Source organism: Paenibacillus sp. FSL P2-0089 (genome assembly GCF_038595095.1).
GTDB classification, from domain to species: Bacteria; Bacillota; Bacilli; order Paenibacillales; family Paenibacillaceae; genus Paenibacillus_AQ; species Paenibacillus_AQ silagei.
Genome location: NZ_CP152006.1, coordinates 5,941,499 through 5,961,748, shown reverse-complemented (window position 1 = coordinate 5,961,748; position 20,250 = coordinate 5,941,499). Strand labels below are relative to the sequence as shown.

Sequence of the window (20,250 nt, the reverse complement as noted above, 5' to 3'; positions counted from 1 at the left end):
GGACAGCATAACAATACAGAAGCGGCTGCGCTATCCCGGAGGAGGAGGCGCAGCCGCTTCTGGTGTTTATGGAGTAGGATTCGGTTCGGCCTGCTTCGGCTCCCGTGGAGGGTTGAAGCGATACACCAGATAACCGACGATGAACGGCAGGATGATGGTCACGATGCCAGCGCCGATATTCACCTTATCCTGCATGAAGATCAGTGTCGCGCCCATCAGGATGCTGTCGAATACCACATGGCTGAACATCACCGCGATGAACCCGTACCGGATGAAAATATAGCTGAACAGAAGACCGATGACCGTCAGCTCAATCGGCCGTGAGATGACGGGATAGATCGGGTAGAGCGTATGTCCGAGTGCCCAGATTAGGGTCGTGATCAGTGAAGCGATGAGCGTATTCTTGACCAGCTTCTTCAGCATCCGGATACCGAACAGACGGTAGACCGCCTCCTCCGAGAGCCCGGCCAGCCAGGCTACAATCGGCAGCAGCCAGGCATATTTCATATTGTAAGGCGACTGGCTGGCGTCAGTGGTGGACCAGTTATCCAGCGTATAGGACAGAATAATGAACATGACGGTCTGTACGCCAAGCAGGATGAAGGCCCAGATATAACCAGCCTGAATACTTTTCAGTACATAGTGGCCGTAGCCGGGCTCGGAGGCCCGGGGCCAAGGATTCAGCTTCTCCTCAGAGCGCCACAAGCCGTCCCCTCCGACCAGAGAGAAGTAGAGCAGGAGCGACATCAGCAGACTGTACAGAACGTAGATGATGAACATGACTACTGCTGTAACCCTGGCTTCAGCGCTGCCGCTGCCGGATTCGGATACCACATTGTAGCTGCTGACCATCATGATCAGGAAATGGACGGAGCTCAGGAAAATTCCGCGTTTCCAGGAAGTATGCTTCCTGCGCAGAATGCCGTAGATCATCGCCAGGATGCCGAGCAGCAGGGTAGGTAGGCCGTAGCCGAACAAGGTGAGCTTCTTGGCAAGCGAGGTCTGCCCGTCCACATAAGTATCATGCCAGGCAGGAGCCGAGAATCCGGCACGGAAGTACGAGACCTCGCCGTTCAGATAATTGAATTGGTACTTAAGCGGTAATTCACCTATGGTGACGGAGTTGTCGGAATAGACAAGCCCGTATCCCTCAAGATTAGCCTCAATCTTCAGCTTGGCAGGATTGGCCCCCCATAGCTTCAGCCAGGGAAGGGCAAGCCTCTCTTTTGCCTCCAGACTCAGCTCCGGTATGCTGCTTACAGGATTGGCAGGATCGGTACGTTTGGTTGCCGCCGTGGGCCGCTCCCCGTAATTCAGCCCGGACGCAGCATCGGCATCGGCGCCAACAGCAAAAGCCGCAGGCTTGCCGGTATACATATTGAGATCGACTGCCAGCCGGGCTGCCGCCTCTCCGGACGTATAGAGCACCGCATGGTACACATCGAACGGATAACGCTGGTCCAGCTTATTCTTGGAATAGTCCGGAAGCAGCTTCTCACGGGACATATAGCCGTAGAAGGAAGAGTCCGTCTTGTACAGGATCACCCATTCATCTCCGGCTGCGGCTTCATAGCCGAGCTGCCCGGCGGCGAAGGCGGCGGCCTTCTCCCGGATTTCGCTTTTGCTGAGAATGGCTGTATCCCCGTCTGAACTGGAGAGAAGCTGGGGAGCGATCTGGAACATGACAAATAGAATGAGTCCGAGAATTCCGGCAAGGATAAGTTTGGTAGTAAGGGGCCGCTGATGCAGGGGCTGGCCGACGGGATTCATGGAACGCCTCCTTGAAATAAAATGCTCTCATCCATCCATTATAGTATTACATGCCGGGCAGGTACAAAGAAATGCCTTATTATCCTTTTACGTGAAGAAGTCCCGGCTTATGCTTAAAGGCTTGTTATTTTTGTCTTCTTATCAAAATGAGTCTTTGTGAAGTTAGGCAATAACGTATATAATTTTGTATGCTTATCTGATACTGACCGATTCGTAACTTCTAATATGGAACCCTGAAAGGATGAGAAGTTTGGCGTCACCGTCTTCCAAGATCACCGGCTTCCGCTTCCTGAAGCTGGCTCCTCCGCAAATCCTGGTGCTGAGCTTCGCCGCGGTTATCTTCATCGGCACGTTGCTGCTTATGCTTCCGGTATCCAGCGTACCCGGGCAGCCGCTCCGCTTCATGGACGCGCTGTTCACGGCCACCTCTGCCGCCTGTGTGACCGGACTGGCTGTAGTGGATACCGGTACCCATCTTACGGGATTCGGACAAGCGGTCATTCTGGTGCTGATCCAGATTGGCGGGCTCGGGTTCATGACGATGGCCACGCTGTTTGCGCTGGTGTTCAGGCGCAGAATCTCACTGCGTGACCGGCTGATTCTTCAGGAAGCCATGAATCAGAGCTCGATGGAAGGGATTGTGCGGCTGATCCGCAAGGTGCTGCTCTATTCCCTGGTCATTGAAGCTGCGGGAGCGCTTCTCCTGTCCATCCGCTGGGCGGTGGATATGCCGCTGGGCCGCGCGGTCTACTACGGGGTGTTCCACGCGGTGTCGATGTTCAATAACGCCGGATTCGATCTGTTCGGCGGGCATGATCATAGCTTAATCAGCTATGTCGGAGACCCTGTCATTAACCTGGTCGTTATGTTCCTGATCATCTCCGGGGGAATCGGCTTCATCGTCATCTCCGACCTGGCCGAATACCGCCGCACACGCCGGCTGTCGCTCCACAGCAAGGTGGTGCTGTCGATGACAGCCGGACTGATTGTGACCGGAATGGTGGTCATCTTCATCTTCGAGTTCACCAATTCGCGGACCCTGGGACCGCTGAACCTCGGGAGCAAGCTATGGGCCTCCCTGTTCCAATCGGTGGCACCGCGTACGGCAGGGGCCAACACGCTGGATATCACGGGACTGCGTCAGGCCACACAGTTCTTCATTGTGATTCTGATGTTCATCGGGGCTTCCCCCGGTTCTACCGGCGGCGGCATTAAGACCACAACCTTCACGCTGATGATCGGAGCTGTCATCTCCATGCTGCGCGGCCGCGAAGACATCGTGCTCTTCCGTTACCGGCTGGCTCAGGAGCGCGTGTTCAAGGCACTGACCATTACGCTGCTGGCGCTGCTGCTGATCGTTACGGTCTCGATGATGCTCTCGACTACCGAGGGGCTGCCGTATCTGATGATTCTGTTCGAGACGATCTCAGCGTTTGCCAATGTCGGACTGAGTCTGGGACTGACCCCTGAGCTGACACAGGTCGGCAAGATCCTGATCTGCCTGACCATGTTCGCCGGACGGCTGGGACTGCTGACGCTGGCGTATGCGCTCGGTCCGAGACAGGGTAAACCATTATATAAATATCCGGAAGGCAAAATGATAATTGGATAGGGGAATCAAGTCATGAAACCACAGCAGTTTGTTGTAATCGGCCTGGGCCGCTTCGGCTCAAGTCTGGCGCTGGAGCTGATGTCCATGGGCTACGAGGTGCTTGGCATTGACCACCAGGAGGAGCGGGTGGAGGAGATGACCGGACGGCTGACGCATGCAGTTATGGCGGATGCTACGGATGAAGGGATTATGCGCTCGCTCGGGGTGCGTAACTTCGACTGCGGCATTGTGGCGATCGGCGATAATATGGAGCGGAGTATTCTGGCCGCGATTCTGCTGAAGGAGCTGGGCGTCAAGCAGGTGGTCGGCAAAGCCATCTCCATTCTGCATGGCCGCGCGCTGTCGAAGCTGGGGGTAGACCGGGTGATTTTCCCGGAGCGGGATATGGGTATCCGCGTGGCTCATCAGCTGGTGACGCCGAATCTGCTCGATTATATCGAGATCTCCAAGGATTACAAGGTCGTTGAGCTGACGGTGCCCGCCTGCATGAACGGCAAAAGCCTCTCTGAGCTGAACACCCGCGCCAAATACGGCTGCAGCATCATTGCCCTGAACCGCGAGGATGGCATCATCGTTGCCCCGACCGCGCATGATCATGTGCATCAGGGAGACATCATGGTGGTAATCGGCTCCAACGACAGCATCGAGGAGTTCGAGGATGAAGCGGTGAATGCGGAGTAAGGACTTCCTGCCAGCCAGCCTATCCCGATAAAAGAAAGCTACAAACGCCCGGATGGCAATGCATCCAGGCGTTTTTGCTGTTTCGGCGTAAGCCTGCAGCCGCACATTAGAACGCCTGCATATCAGCCTGTAACATGCCGCGCGGGGGTTGAAAAATTTTCCTATACACATATGTAAAATGTATCCTGAAATGATAAAATAAAAATATTGTAAGCGGTAACATAGAAATGCTTAGGGGGATATGTGATGAAAAAAACACCGATGATCCTGCAGCTGGCGTTGATTCTATTCTGCATTATGGCTATTCCTACAGCAGTCCTGACCTGGTACAGCGGGTCACAGATTATACAGAATTCTGAAGCGGCTATCGGGGAATCCACGCTGGCCGGGCTTAATGCCAACCGCAGGCTGAACGAGAACGCGCTGGCCAATCTGGCCCAGGATACATCGCGTCTGGCGGCGACGAATATTTTTGACCGCATCCGCAGCTTCGAGACCTACGATGAGATTAACGCCAACTATAACAATGTAAGTCTGGCGCTGTCCGTGACCAAGGAACTGCTGAACCTGAACCGCCGGGTGGATGGTGTGTACTCTTCATTCTTTGTCCTGGAGGATTCCGATTATGTCTTCTCTACCGACAGCAGCATCACGACGCTTGCCCGCTATGAGCCTATCGGATGGATCACAGAAGCGCTTAAGGGGCGCAGGGGGATCAGCGGGGTATGGGTGCCCCGTAAGCTTGCGTCGGGCGAGAATGTGGTGTCTTATGTGTACCCACTCAACCGCCTGTCCACCACCACCCGGGGAGTGATTGTCGTCAACATGAAGGAGAGCCAGATCGGCAAATATCTGCATGCTACCGAGGTGGGTGAGAGCAACTACCTGCTGCTGGACGCTGCGGGTACGGTGATCTCCTTCAATGACCGGTCCATGCTGCTCTCCGACAGCCGTAAGCTGCCGTTCTTACAGGAGATTCTGAATCAGGAAGCCAGTGAAGGCTACACCTTCCGCAAGCTGGAGGGCAAACGGACGGTGTATGCCTGGAGCCGCTCCTCCTTGTCCGGGTGGTGGAATGTCAGCTGGAGCTCCATGGATGAGCTAATGACCAAGTCCCGGGAGATGCAGGGAAATATTATTCTGCTGACGGGGGCGATCATTGTACTGGGGACGCTGCTGGCCATCTTCCTTGCCACTTGGCTATCCAGGCCCCTGAGGCAATTGGTGCAGACGATGCGCTCGAAGCTGGATCTGGGCGTAGTGAACAAGAATGAGCTGGCCTTCCTGGATCTGGCCTTCAAACGGATGCAGGAGGAGGAAGAGAGTCTGTTCCAGCTGCTGCAGGAGCGCGAACAGGATACCCGCAGTCTTGCCGTGCACCGTCTGCTGCGCGGTGAGATTCCGCCGCGGATTACGGAGGTTTTTCCGCATGCCTGTTACAGAGTGGTGGTGGTCTCCATCGACCAATATAGAAGATACGTGGGCCATACCAATGTGGAGACGCGCAGTTATCACCGGTATTTGCTGAGTGCCAAGTATGAGAATGTTTTCGCTGAGGGGCTGGTGGCCCGCTGTATCTACCATAATGAGGGCTGTACAGTGATTGTACTGAACTTTGCCCCGGAGGAGGGGGAGGCGCATAGTACTCTGATTCATCAGGCGCTGGAGGAGATCCGCGATCAGTCTCTTGAGCTGCTGGAGCATTCGGTCACGATTGGGGTGAGTGAGCGGACGGATGCTCCGGAGAGGGTGGCGCTGCGGCTGTTCGAGGCGATGGAGGTGATTAAACGCAGGATGATCAAGGGGGCCGGAAGCATCATGTACTGGCATGACGGGGAGGATAACAGCCGCAAGTATGTTGACTCTGAGAGCAGCGAGCGGCGAATTCTGAATTTCCTGGATGCCGGCGACCTGGTGGGAATCTTCAAGGAGCTGCAGAGCATCCGCAGCCAGATCTCTGCAGAGGAACATATCTCCTACGATAATATTATGTTCATCTATCATCAGCTGATGGGCGCGACGATCAAGCATCTCCGGGAGAACCACCTCGGAACCGGAAGGATGATTATGGGCCGGGGCAACGTGTATTCGATTCTCGCCGCGATGGATACGCTGGATGAGCTGGAGGAGTACCTGTATGATTTTTACTGTGAGATTGTACAGAGCCTGGACCGAAGCACCCATGAGACCAATTATGCGCAGCGGATCATGGAGTACCTGAAGCAGCACTACCGCGAAGAGATTGTCTTCGAGGACATGGCCAAGCAGATTGGCATCAGCTACTCTTATATGCGCAAGCTTGTCTATGAGCAGACCGGCAGCAGCATGATTGATTTCGTGAACCAGCTAAGAATCGAGCAGGCCAAGGAGCTGCTGCTGGATTCGGGACTGACGATCAAGCAGATTGCCGCAGAGGTCGGTTACGCCAATGTGCAGAGCTTCAACCGCTTTTTCCGCAAGTATGAAGGCATGCCGCCGAGCGGCTACAAATCGGCTAAGAGCAAGAGTTCTTAGAAGCTCATAGATGGTGATGAAAGCCCATAAAAGCCCATAAAAGCCCATAAAAGCCCATAAAAGCCCATAAAAGCTCATGGAAACCCGTAGAAACCATTAGAAACCCATCCCCGGCGGACCGGTATCTCGTTTCAAGGATCTTAGTTTTTCGGCTTGTCGGTGGAAAGTGGGCAGGCGGTGGAAATGAGAGGGATAAATCCCTCTGGTGGTGCCGAAAGTGGGCTGGATGCGGAAAAGAAAGGGATAAATCCCTCTGATAGTGCTGAAAGTGAGCTGGATGCGGAAAAGAAAGGGATAAATCCCTCTGATGGAGCCGAAAGTGAGCGGATGAGAAGCATAAGTGCCCCTGAATTTCAGAAAAGTTGGCCAACTGAGTAAATGAAGAGCACAAGTGCCCCTGAGTTCGTGGAAAGTAGGAGTGTTCAAATCTATATTAGTAAAAGCGGGCGGGGCGAGCAACAGTAGCTCCCTAATCATTCCTGATAGCTCTCATAGCTCCCGAATCGCTCCCTGTTAGCTATCATCGCTCCTTGATTGCTCCTTGATTGCTCCTTGATCGCCCCAATCACTCCAATCACCCCCGGCCCCATCCCTCGCTATCCGACTTGTACCTGCTCTCCTAAGTGAAAGCGCTTTATTGATTTTGGGAATGCCTATCAGTTTTGATTATTCACCTTAGCCTGAAGCTTGGTGCGCCGGGCAACAATCATTTGTGAATCAATTGTGATAGGTGATCATCAATACTCATGATATTCAAGCCCCGGCGAAGGCGGTAGCATAGGAGCCAGGCCGGAGAACACGAGCCGGCAGCCGGCAAGAAGAATTCAAGGCAGGAGGTGAATATGTTGAAAGCTGCAAGCGCTTCACAAACGAATCACAGTCCATTATTAAGAAGGAAACAGGGGTTCAGCTATTATTTACAGCGGGATTGGCAGCTCTATCTGCTGGTGATGCTTCCGCTGGCTTTTGTCATCGTATTCAAATATTTGCCCATGACCGGACTTGTAATCGCCTTCAAGGACTATAAGATCGCCAGAGGCTTCTGGGGCAGTGAATGGGCCGGGCTGCAGGTCTTCCAGGACCTGTTCGCCAAGCCTGATTTCATCCGGGCCGTCCGCAACACTCTGCTGCTGAACGTGCTTGACCTGTGCTTCAGCTTCACGATGCCGATTGTGCTGGCTCTGCTGCTGAACGAGATCAAGAGTGTACGGTTCAAAAGAATCAATCAGACGGTGCTGTATTTGCCCCATTTCCTCTCCTGGGTCATTATCGGAGCCATCGCGTATCAGCTCCTCAGTGAGGGGGGCGGCGTTGTCAATAACCTCATAGAGCTGATGGGAGGTACCCGGATTCCGTTCCTGCAGCAGGATACGAATTGGCTCATTAGCTATCTCGTGATCGGGGTCTGGCAGAGCATGGGCTGGGGCACGATTATCTACCTGGCGGCGATGAGCGGCATCAACCCTGAGATGTATGAAGCGGCTACGGTGGACGGGGCAGGGCGCTGGAGAAAGGTATGGAATATCACCCTTCCATCGATCCGGGCAACGATTGTGACGCTCTTGATTATGGCGCTGGGCAAAGTAATGGACGGCTCCTTCGAGCGTATCTATGCGCTGCAGAATAAGGCCACCACGGAGTACACCACCACCATTCCCGTTCTGGTGTACCGCTGGGGGATTGAGAGCGGCAACTTCAGCCGGGCGACTGCCATCGGATTATTCCAGTCCGTCATCGGGATTATTCTGGTTATTTCCGCAGACCGCGTAGCCAAGAAGCTTGGTGAGGATGGGATTTTGTAGAAAGGAGAGGAACCATGAAAGCAATTGCCGGAGGCACTGCTGCACCCCATAAAGCACGTATTGATATCTGGGAAACGCTGATCCGCCTCGTCATTATTATCATCTCATTGATCTGCCTGCTGCCGTTCATTCATGTCGTATCGAAATCGCTGAGCTCGGACTCCTTTGTCATTGCCAACAAGGTCTTTCTGTGGCCGCAGGGCTTCACCATTGAAGCGTATAACAAAATCTTCGCGGATGCCAGCATCCTCCGTTCCCTGTATATCTCGGTCATCGTGACGGTGCTGTTCACCATTCTGGGCATGATTCTGACCATCTGCGCCGCCTATCCGCTGTCCCGAACCCAGTTCAAGGGCCGCAGGGTGATCACCTTCATCTTCCTGTTCACCATGTATTTCAGCGGGGGCATCATTCCCGACTATATGAACATCAATAATCTGGGGCTGATGGATACCATCTGGTCACTGGTGCTGCCCCTCTCCTTCAGTGCCTTCAATCTGCTGATTATGAAGACTTCTCTAACGCACGGGATTCCCGTAAGTCTGGAAGAGTCTGCGCGGATCGACGGTGCCGGGCATTTCCGGATTCTGTTCAGCATTGTGCTGCCTTTATCCAAGCCGATTATGGCGACACTCGCTCTCTTCTATGCAGTGGGACGCTGGAATGCTTATCAGGACGCATTGTTCTATATCAAGCATGAGACCTCGCTCCGGCCGCTTCAGCTCAAGCTGTATTATCTGGTCATTCAGGCAAGTGAAAGCTTCCAGCTGGAGGCCAGCCAGGTGCAGCTCAGCAATCCCGAAGTTTTGAAGGCGTCAGTCGTTGTATTCGCTACCTTGCCTATCCTCTGTGTGTATCCGTTCGTCCAGAAATACTTCGTTCAAGGTGTTATGCTTGGAGCCGTCAAGGAGTAATCCTGCGTCCCTGGTATATAGTCATTCTTTGGAATCACGAAAATTCAAAAAATGGGGGAATTGCGATGAGTAAAAGAAGCGTGTATTCGTTAATGATGGCATCCGTCATGACGGCCGGCCTGCTGGCCGGGTGTTCCGGGGGAAATAACACCAAGGATACAGCTGAATCCAGCAATAAGCCGGCCGAGACAGCCGCTGCTACGAACCAAGCCGAAGGAGCCTATCCTGATTATTCCAAGGGCTTCGAGAAAAAAGTCTCGCTCGACATTCCGGTCTATGAGCGTGCCTATGAAGGCTGGAACGTGTCCGATAACTATTATACCCGCTGGGTGCAGGCGGAGTTCGGCGACAAATATAATATAGAGGTTAATTATGTGCCGATCACCCGCTCCAAGGAAGTAACGGATTTCGAACAGCTGCTGGCTTCGCACAAGGCTCCGGATATTATTTTCCACTATGATATGCCGCAAGCGCTTACTTATTATGGTGAGGATGTGATGCAGCCGCTCGACTATGCAGAGATTCAGAATTATGCGCCGACCTACTGGAAAAGTATGGGTGAGACGATTGAACAGTATGGTACCGTGGATGATCAGAAGACCTTCTTCTTCGCTGCGCGTCCTGAAGCCGACAACTTCGTCAACATTATCCGCAAGGACTGGGTGGAAAAGGTAGGCATGAAGGTTGAGGATCTGACCTCGCTGGAGAAGTATAACGAGATGCTGGCCAAGTGGAAGGAAGCCGGACTCGGGGTAAGCGGCGGCAATCTGCTGCAGAACTTCTTCAACTTCAACTATCCGTTCCGTAAATGGCCGGTGGATGCGAAATATCGTGCGCTGTATTCCGATCTCAGCGTGGCCGATCTGACTACGGAGGAGACTGAGGCTTACCTGCGTAACCTCAATTATCAGTATAACAACGGCCTGATCGATAAGGAATTCTATCTGCGCAACGATGAACCGAAGATTAAGGCTGAATTCGTGGCAGGCAAAACCGGCAACTTCGGCTTCTATCTGGCGAACAACACCGATGTCTTTGCGGCTACGCTGCAGAATAATCCGGATGCTGAATTTGCCGTAGTGCCTCCGTATGCGGGAGTTCCGGAAGGCAACAAGCCTCAGGGACGCGCTTACTGGCCGTTCGGCTTCATCATGGGGATTAACTATGAGTCTACGCCTGAAGAACGCGCAGCGGTATGGATGTATCTGGAATGGCTCAGCCAGCCGGAGAACCTGTTCAAGTTCCAGAACGGGATCGAAGGGGAGAACTATACGCTTGACGCAGACGGCATTGCGCTGAAGAACCCGGATTATAAGGGCGAAGCGGTGCTGGCACAGAACAATAACAAGGACTATTGGGGTCTGGTGACAGAAATTGCCCAGTACCCGGATGAAGCCAAGACCCGCAAGGCCAACCTGCGCAACTGGGCACCGGCCGGTTATGAGCCGCTGGCGGATGATCTGGTGAAGTATTATGACGAGGTTGCCGAATTCCGTACACCGGATGCCCTGTTCAATGTAGTGCTGGAGAAGGTGAACGAATACAAGGCGGATCTGAATACGCTGTTCCAGGAGCTGTACGTGAAGGTGGTGCTCGCTCCGGAGGCAGAATTCGATGCTACGTATGAAGCCGCCAAGAAGACGTATCTGGAGGCAGGCTACCAGGAGATTCTCGATGAGAAGCAGGCGGCAATTGATGCAGGCAAGTTCCGTTAATTCGATGTAAGCCTGGCTTAGTATAGCAAAAGAATTACCCGGCAGTATCCTCACCCGGCAGGCCGATCCGTAGCATTACGGAGGCTTGCCGGGTGATTGCTGTGTTCCCCGCCGCTACTCGCGGCTGTTCAGGAAGACATCCTCCGTCACCTGCACCAGGCAGCGCGCTGCCGTACTGAGTCCGCCGCTGCTCTGGTAGATGAGGCAAGTGGTCCGCTGCGTCTGCTCCAGCTCCTTGATGTGCAGGGAGACCAGCCCCCCGCCGTTCAGCAGCTCCGGGCGCAGATACGAATTCGGCAGCAGGGCCGCAGCTTTGATGGTGGGCAGCAGACGGACGATGGCCTCGAAGGAATCGATCTCCATCCGTACATCGGGATCAACCCCGCAGCGCTGGAACAGATCATCTGTCGTCCGGCGGTACCAGGTTCCCTTGGAGAAAAGAATCATCGGCAGCCGGGAGAGATGCTCCATGGTGAGCCGCGTCGTCAGGGTCAGCGGATGCTGCTCGGAGACGACCAGCCGGAGCTGGTCCTCGAACAGCGGGATGCAGCGCAGCCCCGGCTCCCGGACCTGGGAGGCGATAATGGCGACATCGCATTTGCCTTCGCTGACAGCGGTAACCATCTCATGGGTCTTCCCGGTGATGAGCTTCAACTCGGCTGCCGGATATTTCTCGGTGTACGCTTTTACCAGAGGAGGCAGGGTGGTCTGCAATGTGGTCAGGCTGGCACCCAGGGTTACGAGCTGCGGCTCGCCCTCCTTGAACTTCGATAACGCTTCCAGGAACTTGGAACGCTGCTGCCGCTGCTCCAGCGCATAGGTGTAGGTAAGCCGGCCAACCTCTGTAAGCTCCAGGCGCTTGCCGAAGCGGTTGAACAGGGCGACGCCGAGCCGCTCCTCCAGCTTGGAGATTTTGCGGGAGAGGGCAGGTTGGGACAGGTTGAGCTGGCGTGAGGCCCGGTTCAGGCTGGAGTGCTCCACCACCGCAGCAAACGCATCTAAATCATCATACATTTCAAAGTGCTCCTCTCTCCCAAATTCCCATCCAACTGTGATAAAAAGTATAGCCGAGGATCCAAGGTTCTCCTGATGAGCAGGAAGACAACCCTAAATTGTAAGTTATTAATGAAGCTAAATGAGAATTATTATCATATTAAAAATATTCTTATGCAATTATTGTATAACGATTAATAATTAGATTGCAATTCCCTTATAAGCAAAAAAAGAGTAACATGAAAAGTGACACAAGATATTCACATATTGTGAATTATTCAGCAAAGTCCGGGAAAACAATGGATAGTGGTGAAAACAGACTATTAGCCGGTAAATCAAGTCTGCCGCTGCCCTGTTTCAACTGTACTCCCGGCGGTGTATGCTCTTTAAAAAGACTTGTGAAAACGCTGTTTTATATGGAAAGGGGACACTTTGCATGAGAGGATTTTATTCCAGAAAGATTCATTCCTTGCTCGGCGTTATCCCGCTCGGGGCATTCTTCCTTGAGCACATGCTGACGAACTTCGCAGCAGTAGAGGGTGGCGCTTCTGGTTTCACAGACAGTGTGCTGTGGCTGAACAGCCTGCCGCTTGTCTTCTTCCTGGAATTGTTCGGCATCTGGCTGCCGCTGCTGTACCATGGAGTCTACGGCCTGTACATCGCGTACCAGTCCAAGCCGAACCTGAACCGCTACAATCTTGAGCGCAACTGGCGTTATACGCTGCAGCGGATCAGCGGAGTTGTCACCTTCATCTTCATTGTCTGGCATCTGTGGGACACCCGCGTCCAGGTAGCGCTCGGCAAGGTGGAGCATGATCAGCTTGGCGGAGTGATGCATAACATTGTGACCCAGCCGCTGCTGATGACTCTCTATATTGTCGGAATCGTGGCTGCCTGCTTCCACTTCTCCAACGGTCTATGGTCGTTCCTGATCAGCTGGGGAATCACGGTGGGGCCGCGTTCGCAGAGAGTATCGTCCGTACTTTGCCTAGGTATTTTCGTTATCGTTACTTTCATGTTCGTCCTGTCGCTGGTTACCTTCCGTAACGATGAATTCCAAACGGCAGCCGTGGCGATGCAGTCGCTGCGCAGCTTTATTTAGTAATAGAAGAGAGAACTATTAACTTGTAGGAGGGGAACAATCATGGCATCAGCCGATATCATCATCGTGGGCGGCGGTCTGGCCGGCCTGATGGCTACCATTAAGGCCGCTGAATCCGGCGCGCATGTACATCTATTCTCACTGGTCCCTGTCAAAAGATCACATTCCGTCTGCGCTCAAGGCGGCATCAATGGCGCCGTGAATACCAAGGGCGAGGGCGACTCGCCCTGGGAGCATTTCGACGATACCGTCTACGGCGGCGACTTCCTGGCCAACCAGCCTCCGGTGAAGGCCATGTGCGAAGCGGCACCGGGCATTATTCACCTGATGGACCGGATGGGCGTAATGTTCAACCGTACCCCAGAGGGGCTGCTCGACTTCCGCCGGTTCGGCGGAACGAAGCGCCACCGCACAGCCTTTGCCGGGGCGACTACCGGCCAGCAGCTATTGTATGCGCTGGATGAGCAGGTGCGCCGCTGGGAAGCGGAAGGCTTGGTGACCAAGAGCGAGAACTGGGAATTCCTCTCGGTGATTCTGGATGATGAGCGGGTCTGCCGCGGCATCAGCGCCCAGAATCTGAAGACGATGGAGATTCAGACCTTCCCGGCGGACGCGGTCATTCTGGCCAGCGGCGGTCCGGGAATTATTTTCGGCAAAACCACGAATTCGGTCATCAACACAGGAACCGCCGCAAGCGCCGTGTATCAACAGGGTGTGCATTATGCGAACGGGGAATTTATTCAGATTCACCCGACGGCGATTCCCGGCGATGACAAGCTGCGGCTCATGTCGGAATCGGCGCGCGGTGAAGGCGGACGGATCTGGACCTATAAGGACGGTAAACCGTGGTACTTCCTTGAAGAGAAATATCCTTCGTACGGTAACCTGGTGCCGCGCGATATTGCTACCCGTGAGATTTTCAATGTGTGTGTGGATCAGGGGCTGGGCATTAACGGCGAGAACATGGTCTACCTGGATCTGTCGCATAAGGACCCGAAGGAGCTTGACGTCAAGCTGGGCGGCATTATTGAGATCTACGAGAAGTTCATGGGGGATGATCCCCGCAAGATTCCGATGAAAATCTTCCCGGCTGTGCATTATTCGATGGGCGGCATGTGGGTCGACTATAATCAAATGACGAATATTCCCGGCTTGTTCGCGGCAGGGGAATGTGAATATCAATACCACGGGGCCAACCGTCTGGGCGCGAATTCCCTGGTCTCTGCCATTTATGGCGGGATGGTCTCTGGTCCGAAGGCTGTGGAATACATCAAGGGCCTTAAGAAATCAGTGCAGGATATCTCCTCGACGGTGTTCGATAGCTTCCACAAGACGCAGACCGATAAATATGAGTCTCTCCTGGGGATGACTGGTACAGAGAATGCTTACGTGATCCATAAGGAGCTTGGCGAATGGATGACGGCGAACATGACCGTGGTGCGTGAGAACAAGAAGCTGGAAGCGACCATCGGCAAAATCAAAGAACTGAAGGAACGCTACAAGAATATCAATATGAGCGACACTTCGCGCTGGAGCAACCAGGGCGTGGCCTTCACCCGCCAGCTGTGGAACATGCTGGAGCTATCGGAGGCGATGACGCTTGGAGCCCTCCTGCGCAATGAGAGCCGGGGCGCACATTACAAGCCGGAATTCCCGACGCGCAATGATGAGGAATTCCTCAAGACCACCAAAGCCGCTTGGACAGCAGACGGTCCGCAGATCTCCTACGAGGAAGTCGATGTATCGCTGATTCCTCCGCGCGTACGGGATTACTCGAAGGACTGACAGGTTAGACTAACCAAACTTTCTAGGAGGTAACTGACATGGCGGAAACAGCAGCAGCTCCCAAAAATGTGAAATTTATTATTACCCGCCAGGATGAACCGGAGACCAGCCCCTATACGGAGGAGTTCGAGCTTGCCTACCGTCCGGGGATGAACGTGATCAGCGCGCTGATGGAGATTCAGCGTAATCCGGTGAACGCGAAAGGCGATAATACAGTTCCTGTATGCTGGGAATCCAACTGTCTGGAGGAGGTCTGCGGCGCCTGCTCCATGGTCATCAACGGCAAACCCCGTCAGGCCTGCGCAGCGCTCATCGACAATCTGGAGCAGCCGGTGCGCATTGAGCCGATGAAGACCTTCCCGGTCGTCCGCGACCTGGTGATTGACCGCAGCCGGATGTTCAATGCCCTGAAGCGGGTCAAGGCCTGGATTCCGATTGACGGCACGTATGATCTCGGTCCGGGACCGCGCATGCCGGAGAAGAAGCGCCAGTGGGCCTATGAGCTGTCCAAATGCATGACCTGCGGCGTCTGCCTGGAGGCCTGCCCGAATGTCAACGAGAAGACCGATTTCATCGGGCCGGCAGCCATCTCGCAGGTGCGGCTGTTCAACGCTCACCCGACAGGTGAGATGAACGCTGAAGAGCGCCTGGATGCGCTCATGGAAGACGGCGGGATCGACGGCTGCGGCAACTCGCAGAACTGTGTGCGGGCCTGCCCGAAGGGCATTCCGCTCACGACCTCCATTGCCGAGATCAACAAGCAGACGACGAAGCATATGTTCAAGCGCTGGCTGGGTGTCTGAGGCAATGTAGCCCATTTCTCTATAATCAGAATTGTAGCAGGCCATTCAGGTGTCAATCCTGGGTGGCCTGTTTGGCTGCGTCTGGCATAGTAACAGGTCAAGGATGTTTCTGGCCGGCTGGAAAAAGGGTACATGTGTAGACAGCCTGTAATGAGAAGCCTGTAGCTGCATAGAATAGCCATACGTCCACAGGTTCCGATAAATATAGGTGAATATGTTATAATCTACATAGCTGAAGATAACCGTCTGACAGCGGATAACGGGGAGGAATGACTGTGATTTGCCGTGAACAGGATGGAACGCTTGTAATGACGAAGCAGCATGAGCACGGTCTGCTGGCTGGAGAATTTGCTAAGTGGTTCAAGGAAGAGCATACGCCCGCGGAAGGCCGCCGGGCTGAGGTACTGTGGGCAGTAAGTAACCATGACCGGGGCTGGATTGATCTGGATGAGACACCGTTCTGGAATGATGCGGAGGGGCTGCCTTACAGCTTCCTCGATTTCCCGGTTGTGCCGAAGCTGACCTTTTATAGACGGGGAATCGATGAGGTGGAAGCGGAGACGCCATACGGGGCGCTGCTGTGCAGCTCGCATTTTGAACGGCTGATTGAGGTGTCGGGTGAGGAATGCCCGGAGCTGACGCAATATCTGGAGGATGAAGCGGACCGACGTGCCCGTATCCACCGGGCGCTGGAGCAGAGCAAACCGCTTGAAGAAGGCGAGCTGTATTATGACGCCAGACTGCTGCAATTCTGCGATGATCTGTCGCTGTTCCTGGCGCTTAGTAGGCCGGGCAGCGCCGAATCCGAGAAGCACCCCTGGTTCGCAGACGGCTTCTCCGGCAGTGAGGAGTTCAGCTTCACCTCCGGCCGTGCCATTGAGGCGGAGTGGCAGGACAGTGCTACGCTGACCCTGACCCCGTTCCCGTTCACACAGGAGGTTGAAGTGAGCTTCAAGCAGCGGCGGGTCAGCCGCAAGGACATTCAGGCTAAGGGTATTGCCCTTGCCTACCGCGAGGCTCCTGAGGAAGAATGCCGGATCAGAGTCATAAGCGGACCGGATAAGGACCTTCCCGGCGGGAAGCCGGGAGCATAGAACAGGAGCGTAAAAGCCATGGCATGGTGGATCTGGGCTTTTAATATCATTGTCATTGTATTCCTGGTAGTGAGGTTTGCCCGGTTGAAGCTGAACTGGATGGGCAGAGGCGTGTTGCTTGCTCCTATTCTGATCTATGCGCTGATCTCGGTGGAGGATCTGCTGAACCTGATCGATCTGGGGACGATTGTGCCCGGCAACCGGGGACTGCGCGGACTGATTCTGTTTTTTGTCCTGGCCTCAGTCCTGTTTTATATTCTGTTTATTTTCCATGAAATCAGGGATTCCAACAATAAGGAAGTCAGAATGCAGCAGACGCTGGTCCGGATCAGCATCGCTGCGTTCACCTGCATTCTTTTTTTTACAGTCGTATATACATCGATATATAAGCTGTTTGGACAGTCCTCGTTCCAGGGAGAAGGCTTGGGCCAGGATCTGCTTAGCCAGTTGATTACGTTCCTCTATTTCAGCGTGGCTACTTTTACGACCGTCGGTTACGGAGATATAGCTCCCATAGACAATACCTCAAGGCTGGTTGTAGTTATGCAGATCTGCTTCAGCTTCATTACGGTCGCCTATGCGCTGTCCATGCTGGGCTTGTTCCGCAAGATTCTTGGGGTAAATACCACGGAGGAAGAGATTGAGGCGGCCATTGAAGTAGATATTGATGACAAAGTGGATGAAGCCGTAGCGGATCGGCAATAACCCGATTAGAATTCAAGACAGAGAGGAGAATCTCCCTATGAAAAAATCGTTCGGAGGCTCTCCCGAGCGTACAGTTCCTGCTGCTGCCGATGGCGCGGGAACAGGCCCCCCGAAGCCGGAAGGCCGAAGCGGCCGCAAGATGACCCGCCGCCAGTTCCTGGCCCGGGGAGCAGGAGCGGTGGTAGGGGCGGGTCTCCTCGCCGGCGGCTATGCCTGGCAGGGGGAGCCGAACTGGTTAGAGGTGACCCGCCGGGAGCTGCCGCTTGCGGAGCTGCCGTCCGCGTTCGCCGGGACCCGGCTGGTCCATTTCAGCGATGTGCATCTGGGCTTCAACAAGGATGCGAAGGATCTGGCCCGGCTGACGAAGCATATCAAGGAAGAGCAGCCGGATCTGATCTGCTTCACCGGGGATATCGTAGACAGCTATGCCGAGGATCTGACCGACTCAGTCCCCCTGCTGGCAGAGCTACAGGCTCCGCTTGGGAAGTATGCCATCCTCGGGAATCATGATTACAAGAATACGGAGTTGCTGACCCGTCTGCTGACGGAGGCCGGATTCCGCGTCCTGCGGAACGAGTCTTATCTGATCAAGCAAGGCGGAGCGACGATTGCCGTAGCAGGACTGGATGACATGCTGCACGGCAAGCCGGACCCGGAGGCAGCCATCCGGGATATTCCTGACGGCATCTTCACGGTGCTGCTGATGCATGAGCCGGATTACGCCGATGTGGCGGAAGCGTACCCGTTTCACCTTCAGCTCTCGGGGCATAGCCACGGCGGTCAGATTCGCCTGCCGCTGGTCGGCGCGCCGTTCACGCCCTACGGATCTCAGAAATACATAGACGGCTTGTATTATACAGAGAATAAGGCCATGCCAGTGTATGTGAACAGGGGTTTCGGCGAGACATTGATGCCGCTGCGCTTCCTGTGCCGCCCGGAGCTTACCGTGCTGACTCTGCGCCGGGGGTAGCCGGACTGCAAGAGAGGGACGCGATAGGCGGGAGAAGAAGAGGGAGAAGTTCATGAGCACTTATGAGATGATCATGGGGATGTCACTGCAAGGTTCTAAGGTAGAACTGAAGAATATGGCGTCCGGCGACGGAGCGCTGCTGAAGTCGCTGCTCTCCCACCCTGAGGTGCAGCCGCATATTCAGCTGCGCCATGGATCGACTTCCCGGCAGGGTGTGCTGGATAAGCTGGTGAACCGGATGCTGCACGGCTATGATCCCGGCGCGCTGCATGCAGGAATCTATATGTTAGGCCAGCCGGAGCTGATCGGTTCAGTCTCCCTGCAGAACTGGAACCGGCAGGAGGGCCAGGCGGTGCTGGGCTATATGCTGAATCCGTTATGGTGGGGTCGCGGGTATGCAACCGAGGCACTGGGATTGCTGCTGGCCTACGGTTTCAGGGAACTCGGCCTGAGGAAGGTCGAGGGGCGCTGCCGTGGGGATAATTACCGGTCCGCTCAGGTCATGCTGAGGAACGGCCTGACCCTGGAGCGGACCCTGCCGATGGCGGACGGCTCGGGCGACGTAATGAAAGTCTTCACATTGTTACACAATTGAAATAATGCCGTTATCAAACTCTAACAGTCAGCGGTTAAACTAAGTACATGACCCCCTTTTGAAAATATAACTGCTGTTGGGACCCGATGATTCGGGTCCATTTTTTTTGGCCGTGTGCGGGCCAGGGCTCCCGAGGAGAGGGATAAATCCCATTGAAGCGGCTGGAAGTCGGCTAAGTGGCCGAATGAGGAGCATTAGTGCACCTGAATTTGCAGATAGTTTGCTAAATGTCCGAATGAAGAGCAATAATGCCCCTGAATTCATAGATAGTTGGCTAAATGGCTGAATGAGGAGCATTAGTGCACCTGAATTTGCAGCCACCATACTTGTGGCATCAAACATTGTGTGCTGGCAGTCTCCAAGGGGATTGAGCTATGATAGTGTAGATGGTACATGGACAAGTATAGATGGGGAGGCAATGAATCTTTGAATGATGTGATTAAATTACTTATGAACCACCGTTCATTCCGGAACTACAGCGGGCAGGCGGTGGAGCCTTGGAAGCTGAAGACGATTATTGAGGCAGCCCAGGCGGCACCGTCGTGGGTGAATGGCCAGCAAGTATCGATAATTGTGGTACGCAGCGAGGAACGCAGGCAGCAGCTGTCGGCGCTGAGCGGTAACCAGAAGCATGTGGCGGAAGCACCGGTATTCCTGGTGTTCTGCATGGACTTTCACCGGGCCAAGCTTGCGGCGGAGCTGGAAGGCCAACCGTTCGAAACGGCTGCGGATATAGACGCGCTGCTCGTTGGGGCTACGGATGTCGGCATTGCACTATCGAACGCAGTAGCTGCCGCCGAGTCGCTCGGGTTGGGGATTATCCCGATTGGGGGCGTACGCCGTAACACGGCAGGGGTGATTGAACTGCTGCAGCTGCCAGCGTATGTATTCCCGGTGGTCGGCCTCTGCATCGGCTATCCGGCGGGGGAACAGCCGAAGGGTTCACGCCTGCCTATAGCAGCTGTGTACCATGAAGAGGTCTATAACCCGGATCAGCAACACTTGATCGAAGAATATAATGAGACTCACCGGGAGCTGCTCAAGTCCCAGGGGCTGACGGAACGTAGCTGGACTAGTATGATTGCCCGCTTCTACGCTCTGAATCCGCAGTATGGGGACTCGCAGCGTACCCTGAAGCAGCAGGGCTTCACCTGTGAGAATCTGAATAAGGAATAAGCACAGTATTAGGTGTACA

General features: G+C 54.4%; 17 protein-coding genes. 15 read left to right on the top strand and 2 right to left on the bottom strand.

Annotation, left to right across the window (positions count from 1 at the left end; all coding sequences use genetic code 11):
• Positions 1–66: 66 nt before the first annotated feature.
• Positions 67–1,770: a CPBP family intramembrane glutamic endopeptidase gene (locus tag NST69_RS25015; RefSeq protein ID WP_342547443.1), complete on the bottom strand. Its 1,704-nt coding sequence runs from the start codon at positions 1,768–1,770 to the stop codon at positions 67–69.
• Between the two features lie 250 nt (positions 1,771–2,020).
• On the opposite strand from NST69_RS25015, the gene NST69_RS25010 reads away from it, so the two are divergent.
• From NST69_RS25010 to NST69_RS24980, 7 genes are all read left to right on the top strand, one after another.
• Positions 2,021–3,382, top strand: a complete 1,362-nt coding sequence (locus NST69_RS25010; protein ID WP_340994290.1) for a TrkH family potassium uptake protein — start codon at positions 2,021–2,023, stop codon at positions 3,380–3,382.
• 12 nt (positions 3,383–3,394) lie between these two features.
• Complete coding sequence (locus NST69_RS25005) at positions 3,395–4,063, top strand: TrkA family potassium uptake protein (protein ID WP_036721939.1); 669 nt, start codon at positions 3,395–3,397, stop codon at positions 4,061–4,063.
• A gap of 246 nt (positions 4,064–4,309) precedes the next feature.
• Positions 4,310–6,577, top strand: a complete 2,268-nt coding sequence (locus NST69_RS25000) for an AraC family transcriptional regulator (protein WP_342547442.1) — start codon at positions 4,310–4,312, stop codon at positions 6,575–6,577.
• Between the two features lie 183 nt (positions 6,578–6,760).
• Positions 6,761–6,955, top strand: coding sequence for a hypothetical protein (locus NST69_RS24995; RefSeq protein ID WP_342547441.1), 195 nt, complete (start codon positions 6,761–6,763; stop codon positions 6,953–6,955).
• Positions 6,956–7,419: 464 nt separating this feature from the next.
• Entirely contained in the window at positions 7,420–8,379 is a 960-nt protein-coding gene (locus NST69_RS24990; RefSeq protein WP_340938342.1) for an ABC transporter permease subunit, read from the top strand.
• 14 nt (positions 8,380–8,393) lie between these two features.
• The gene (locus NST69_RS24985; protein ID WP_340938344.1) at positions 8,394–9,293 is read left to right on the top strand and encodes a carbohydrate ABC transporter permease; all 900 of its coding nucleotides are present in this window, start codon (positions 8,394–8,396) and stop codon (positions 9,291–9,293) included.
• Between the two features lie 65 nt (positions 9,294–9,358).
• A complete protein-coding gene (locus tag NST69_RS24980; protein ID WP_342547440.1) occupies positions 9,359–11,008 on the top strand; it encodes an ABC transporter substrate-binding protein in 1,650 nt (549 codons plus the stop codon).
• Positions 11,009–11,122: 114 nt separating this feature from the next.
• On the opposite strand, the gene NST69_RS24975 is transcribed toward NST69_RS24980, so the two are convergent.
• Complete coding sequence (locus NST69_RS24975; protein WP_340938347.1) at positions 11,123–12,022, bottom strand: LysR family transcriptional regulator; 900 nt, start codon at positions 12,020–12,022, stop codon at positions 11,123–11,125.
• A gap of 415 nt (positions 12,023–12,437) precedes the next feature.
• On the opposite strand from NST69_RS24975, the gene NST69_RS24970 reads away from it, so the two are divergent.
• The 8 genes from NST69_RS24970 to NST69_RS24935 all read left to right on the top strand — a co-directional run bounded on the left by NST69_RS24970 (position 12,438) and on the right by NST69_RS24935 (position 20,231).
• The gene (locus tag NST69_RS24970; RefSeq protein ID WP_342547439.1) at positions 12,438–13,103 is read left to right on the top strand and encodes a succinate dehydrogenase cytochrome b558 subunit; all 666 of its coding nucleotides are present in this window, start codon (positions 12,438–12,440) and stop codon (positions 13,101–13,103) included.
• Positions 13,104–13,145: 42 nt separating this feature from the next.
• Entirely contained in the window at positions 13,146–14,888 is a 1,743-nt protein-coding gene (gene sdhA / locus NST69_RS24965) for a succinate dehydrogenase flavoprotein subunit (RefSeq protein WP_036701593.1), read from the top strand.
• A 38-nt stretch (positions 14,889–14,926) separates the two neighbouring features.
• Positions 14,927–15,691 carry a succinate dehydrogenase iron-sulfur subunit gene (gene sdhB / locus NST69_RS24960; RefSeq protein WP_036701591.1) on the top strand — a complete coding sequence of 255 codons (765 nt, stop codon included), beginning with the start codon at positions 14,927–14,929 and terminating at the stop codon, positions 15,689–15,691.
• Positions 15,692–15,966: 275 nt separating this feature from the next.
• Positions 15,967–16,785, top strand: coding sequence for a DUF3891 family protein (locus NST69_RS24955; protein WP_340950453.1), 819 nt, complete (start codon positions 15,967–15,969; stop codon positions 16,783–16,785).
• Positions 16,786–16,803: 18 nt separating this feature from the next.
• A complete protein-coding gene (locus NST69_RS24950; RefSeq protein ID WP_340950454.1) occupies positions 16,804–17,490 on the top strand; it encodes an ion channel in 687 nt (228 codons plus the stop codon).
• Between the two features lie 37 nt (positions 17,491–17,527).
• Positions 17,528–18,460, top strand: coding sequence for a metallophosphoesterase (locus NST69_RS24945; protein WP_076082256.1), 933 nt, complete (start codon positions 17,528–17,530; stop codon positions 18,458–18,460).
• A gap of 52 nt (positions 18,461–18,512) precedes the next feature.
• On the top strand, positions 18,513–19,055 hold the full coding sequence (locus NST69_RS24940; protein ID WP_340950456.1) for a GNAT family N-acetyltransferase: 543 nt from the start codon (positions 18,513–18,515) through the stop codon (positions 19,053–19,055).
• Between the two features lie 435 nt (positions 19,056–19,490).
• Positions 19,491–20,231: an NADPH-dependent oxidoreductase gene (locus NST69_RS24935; protein ID WP_342550219.1), complete on the top strand. Its 741-nt coding sequence runs from the start codon at positions 19,491–19,493 to the stop codon at positions 20,229–20,231.
• The last annotated feature ends 19 nt before the right edge of the window (positions 20,232–20,250 follow it).

What these genes read in the sequence shown, in the direction of transcription:
- NST69_RS25015 (WP_342547443.1), bottom strand. Translation starts at nt 1,770, where the DNA reads ATGAATCCCGTCGGCCAGCCCCTGCATCAGCGGCCCCTTACTACCAAA.
- NST69_RS25005 (WP_036721939.1), top strand. Translation starts at nt 3,395, where the DNA reads ATGAAACCACAGCAGTTTGTTGTAATCGGCCTGGGCCGCTTCGGCTCA.
- NST69_RS25000 (WP_342547442.1), top strand. Translation starts at nt 4,310, where the DNA reads ATGAAAAAAACACCGATGATCCTGCAGCTGGCGTTGATTCTATTCTGC.
- NST69_RS24995 (WP_342547441.1), top strand. Translation starts at nt 6,761, where the DNA reads ATGAGAGGGATAAATCCCTCTGGTGGTGCCGAAAGTGGGCTGGATGCG.
- NST69_RS24990 (WP_340938342.1), top strand. Translation starts at nt 7,420, where the DNA reads ATGTTGAAAGCTGCAAGCGCTTCACAAACGAATCACAGTCCATTATTA.
- NST69_RS24985 (WP_340938344.1), top strand. Translation starts at nt 8,394, where the DNA reads ATGAAAGCAATTGCCGGAGGCACTGCTGCACCCCATAAAGCACGTATT.
- NST69_RS24980 (WP_342547440.1), top strand. Translation starts at nt 9,359, where the DNA reads ATGAGTAAAAGAAGCGTGTATTCGTTAATGATGGCATCCGTCATGACG.
- NST69_RS24975 (WP_340938347.1), bottom strand. Translation starts at nt 12,022, where the DNA reads ATGTATGATGATTTAGATGCGTTTGCTGCGGTGGTGGAGCACTCCAGC.
- NST69_RS24970 (WP_342547439.1), top strand. Translation starts at nt 12,438, where the DNA reads ATGAGAGGATTTTATTCCAGAAAGATTCATTCCTTGCTCGGCGTTATC.
- sdhA (WP_036701593.1), top strand. Translation starts at nt 13,146, where the DNA reads ATGGCATCAGCCGATATCATCATCGTGGGCGGCGGTCTGGCCGGCCTG.
- sdhB (WP_036701591.1), top strand. Translation starts at nt 14,927, where the DNA reads ATGGCGGAAACAGCAGCAGCTCCCAAAAATGTGAAATTTATTATTACC.
- NST69_RS24950 (WP_340950454.1), top strand. Translation starts at nt 16,804, where the DNA reads ATGGCATGGTGGATCTGGGCTTTTAATATCATTGTCATTGTATTCCTG.
- NST69_RS24945 (WP_076082256.1), top strand. Translation starts at nt 17,528, where the DNA reads ATGAAAAAATCGTTCGGAGGCTCTCCCGAGCGTACAGTTCCTGCTGCT.
- NST69_RS24940 (WP_340950456.1), top strand. Translation starts at nt 18,513, where the DNA reads ATGAGCACTTATGAGATGATCATGGGGATGTCACTGCAAGGTTCTAAG.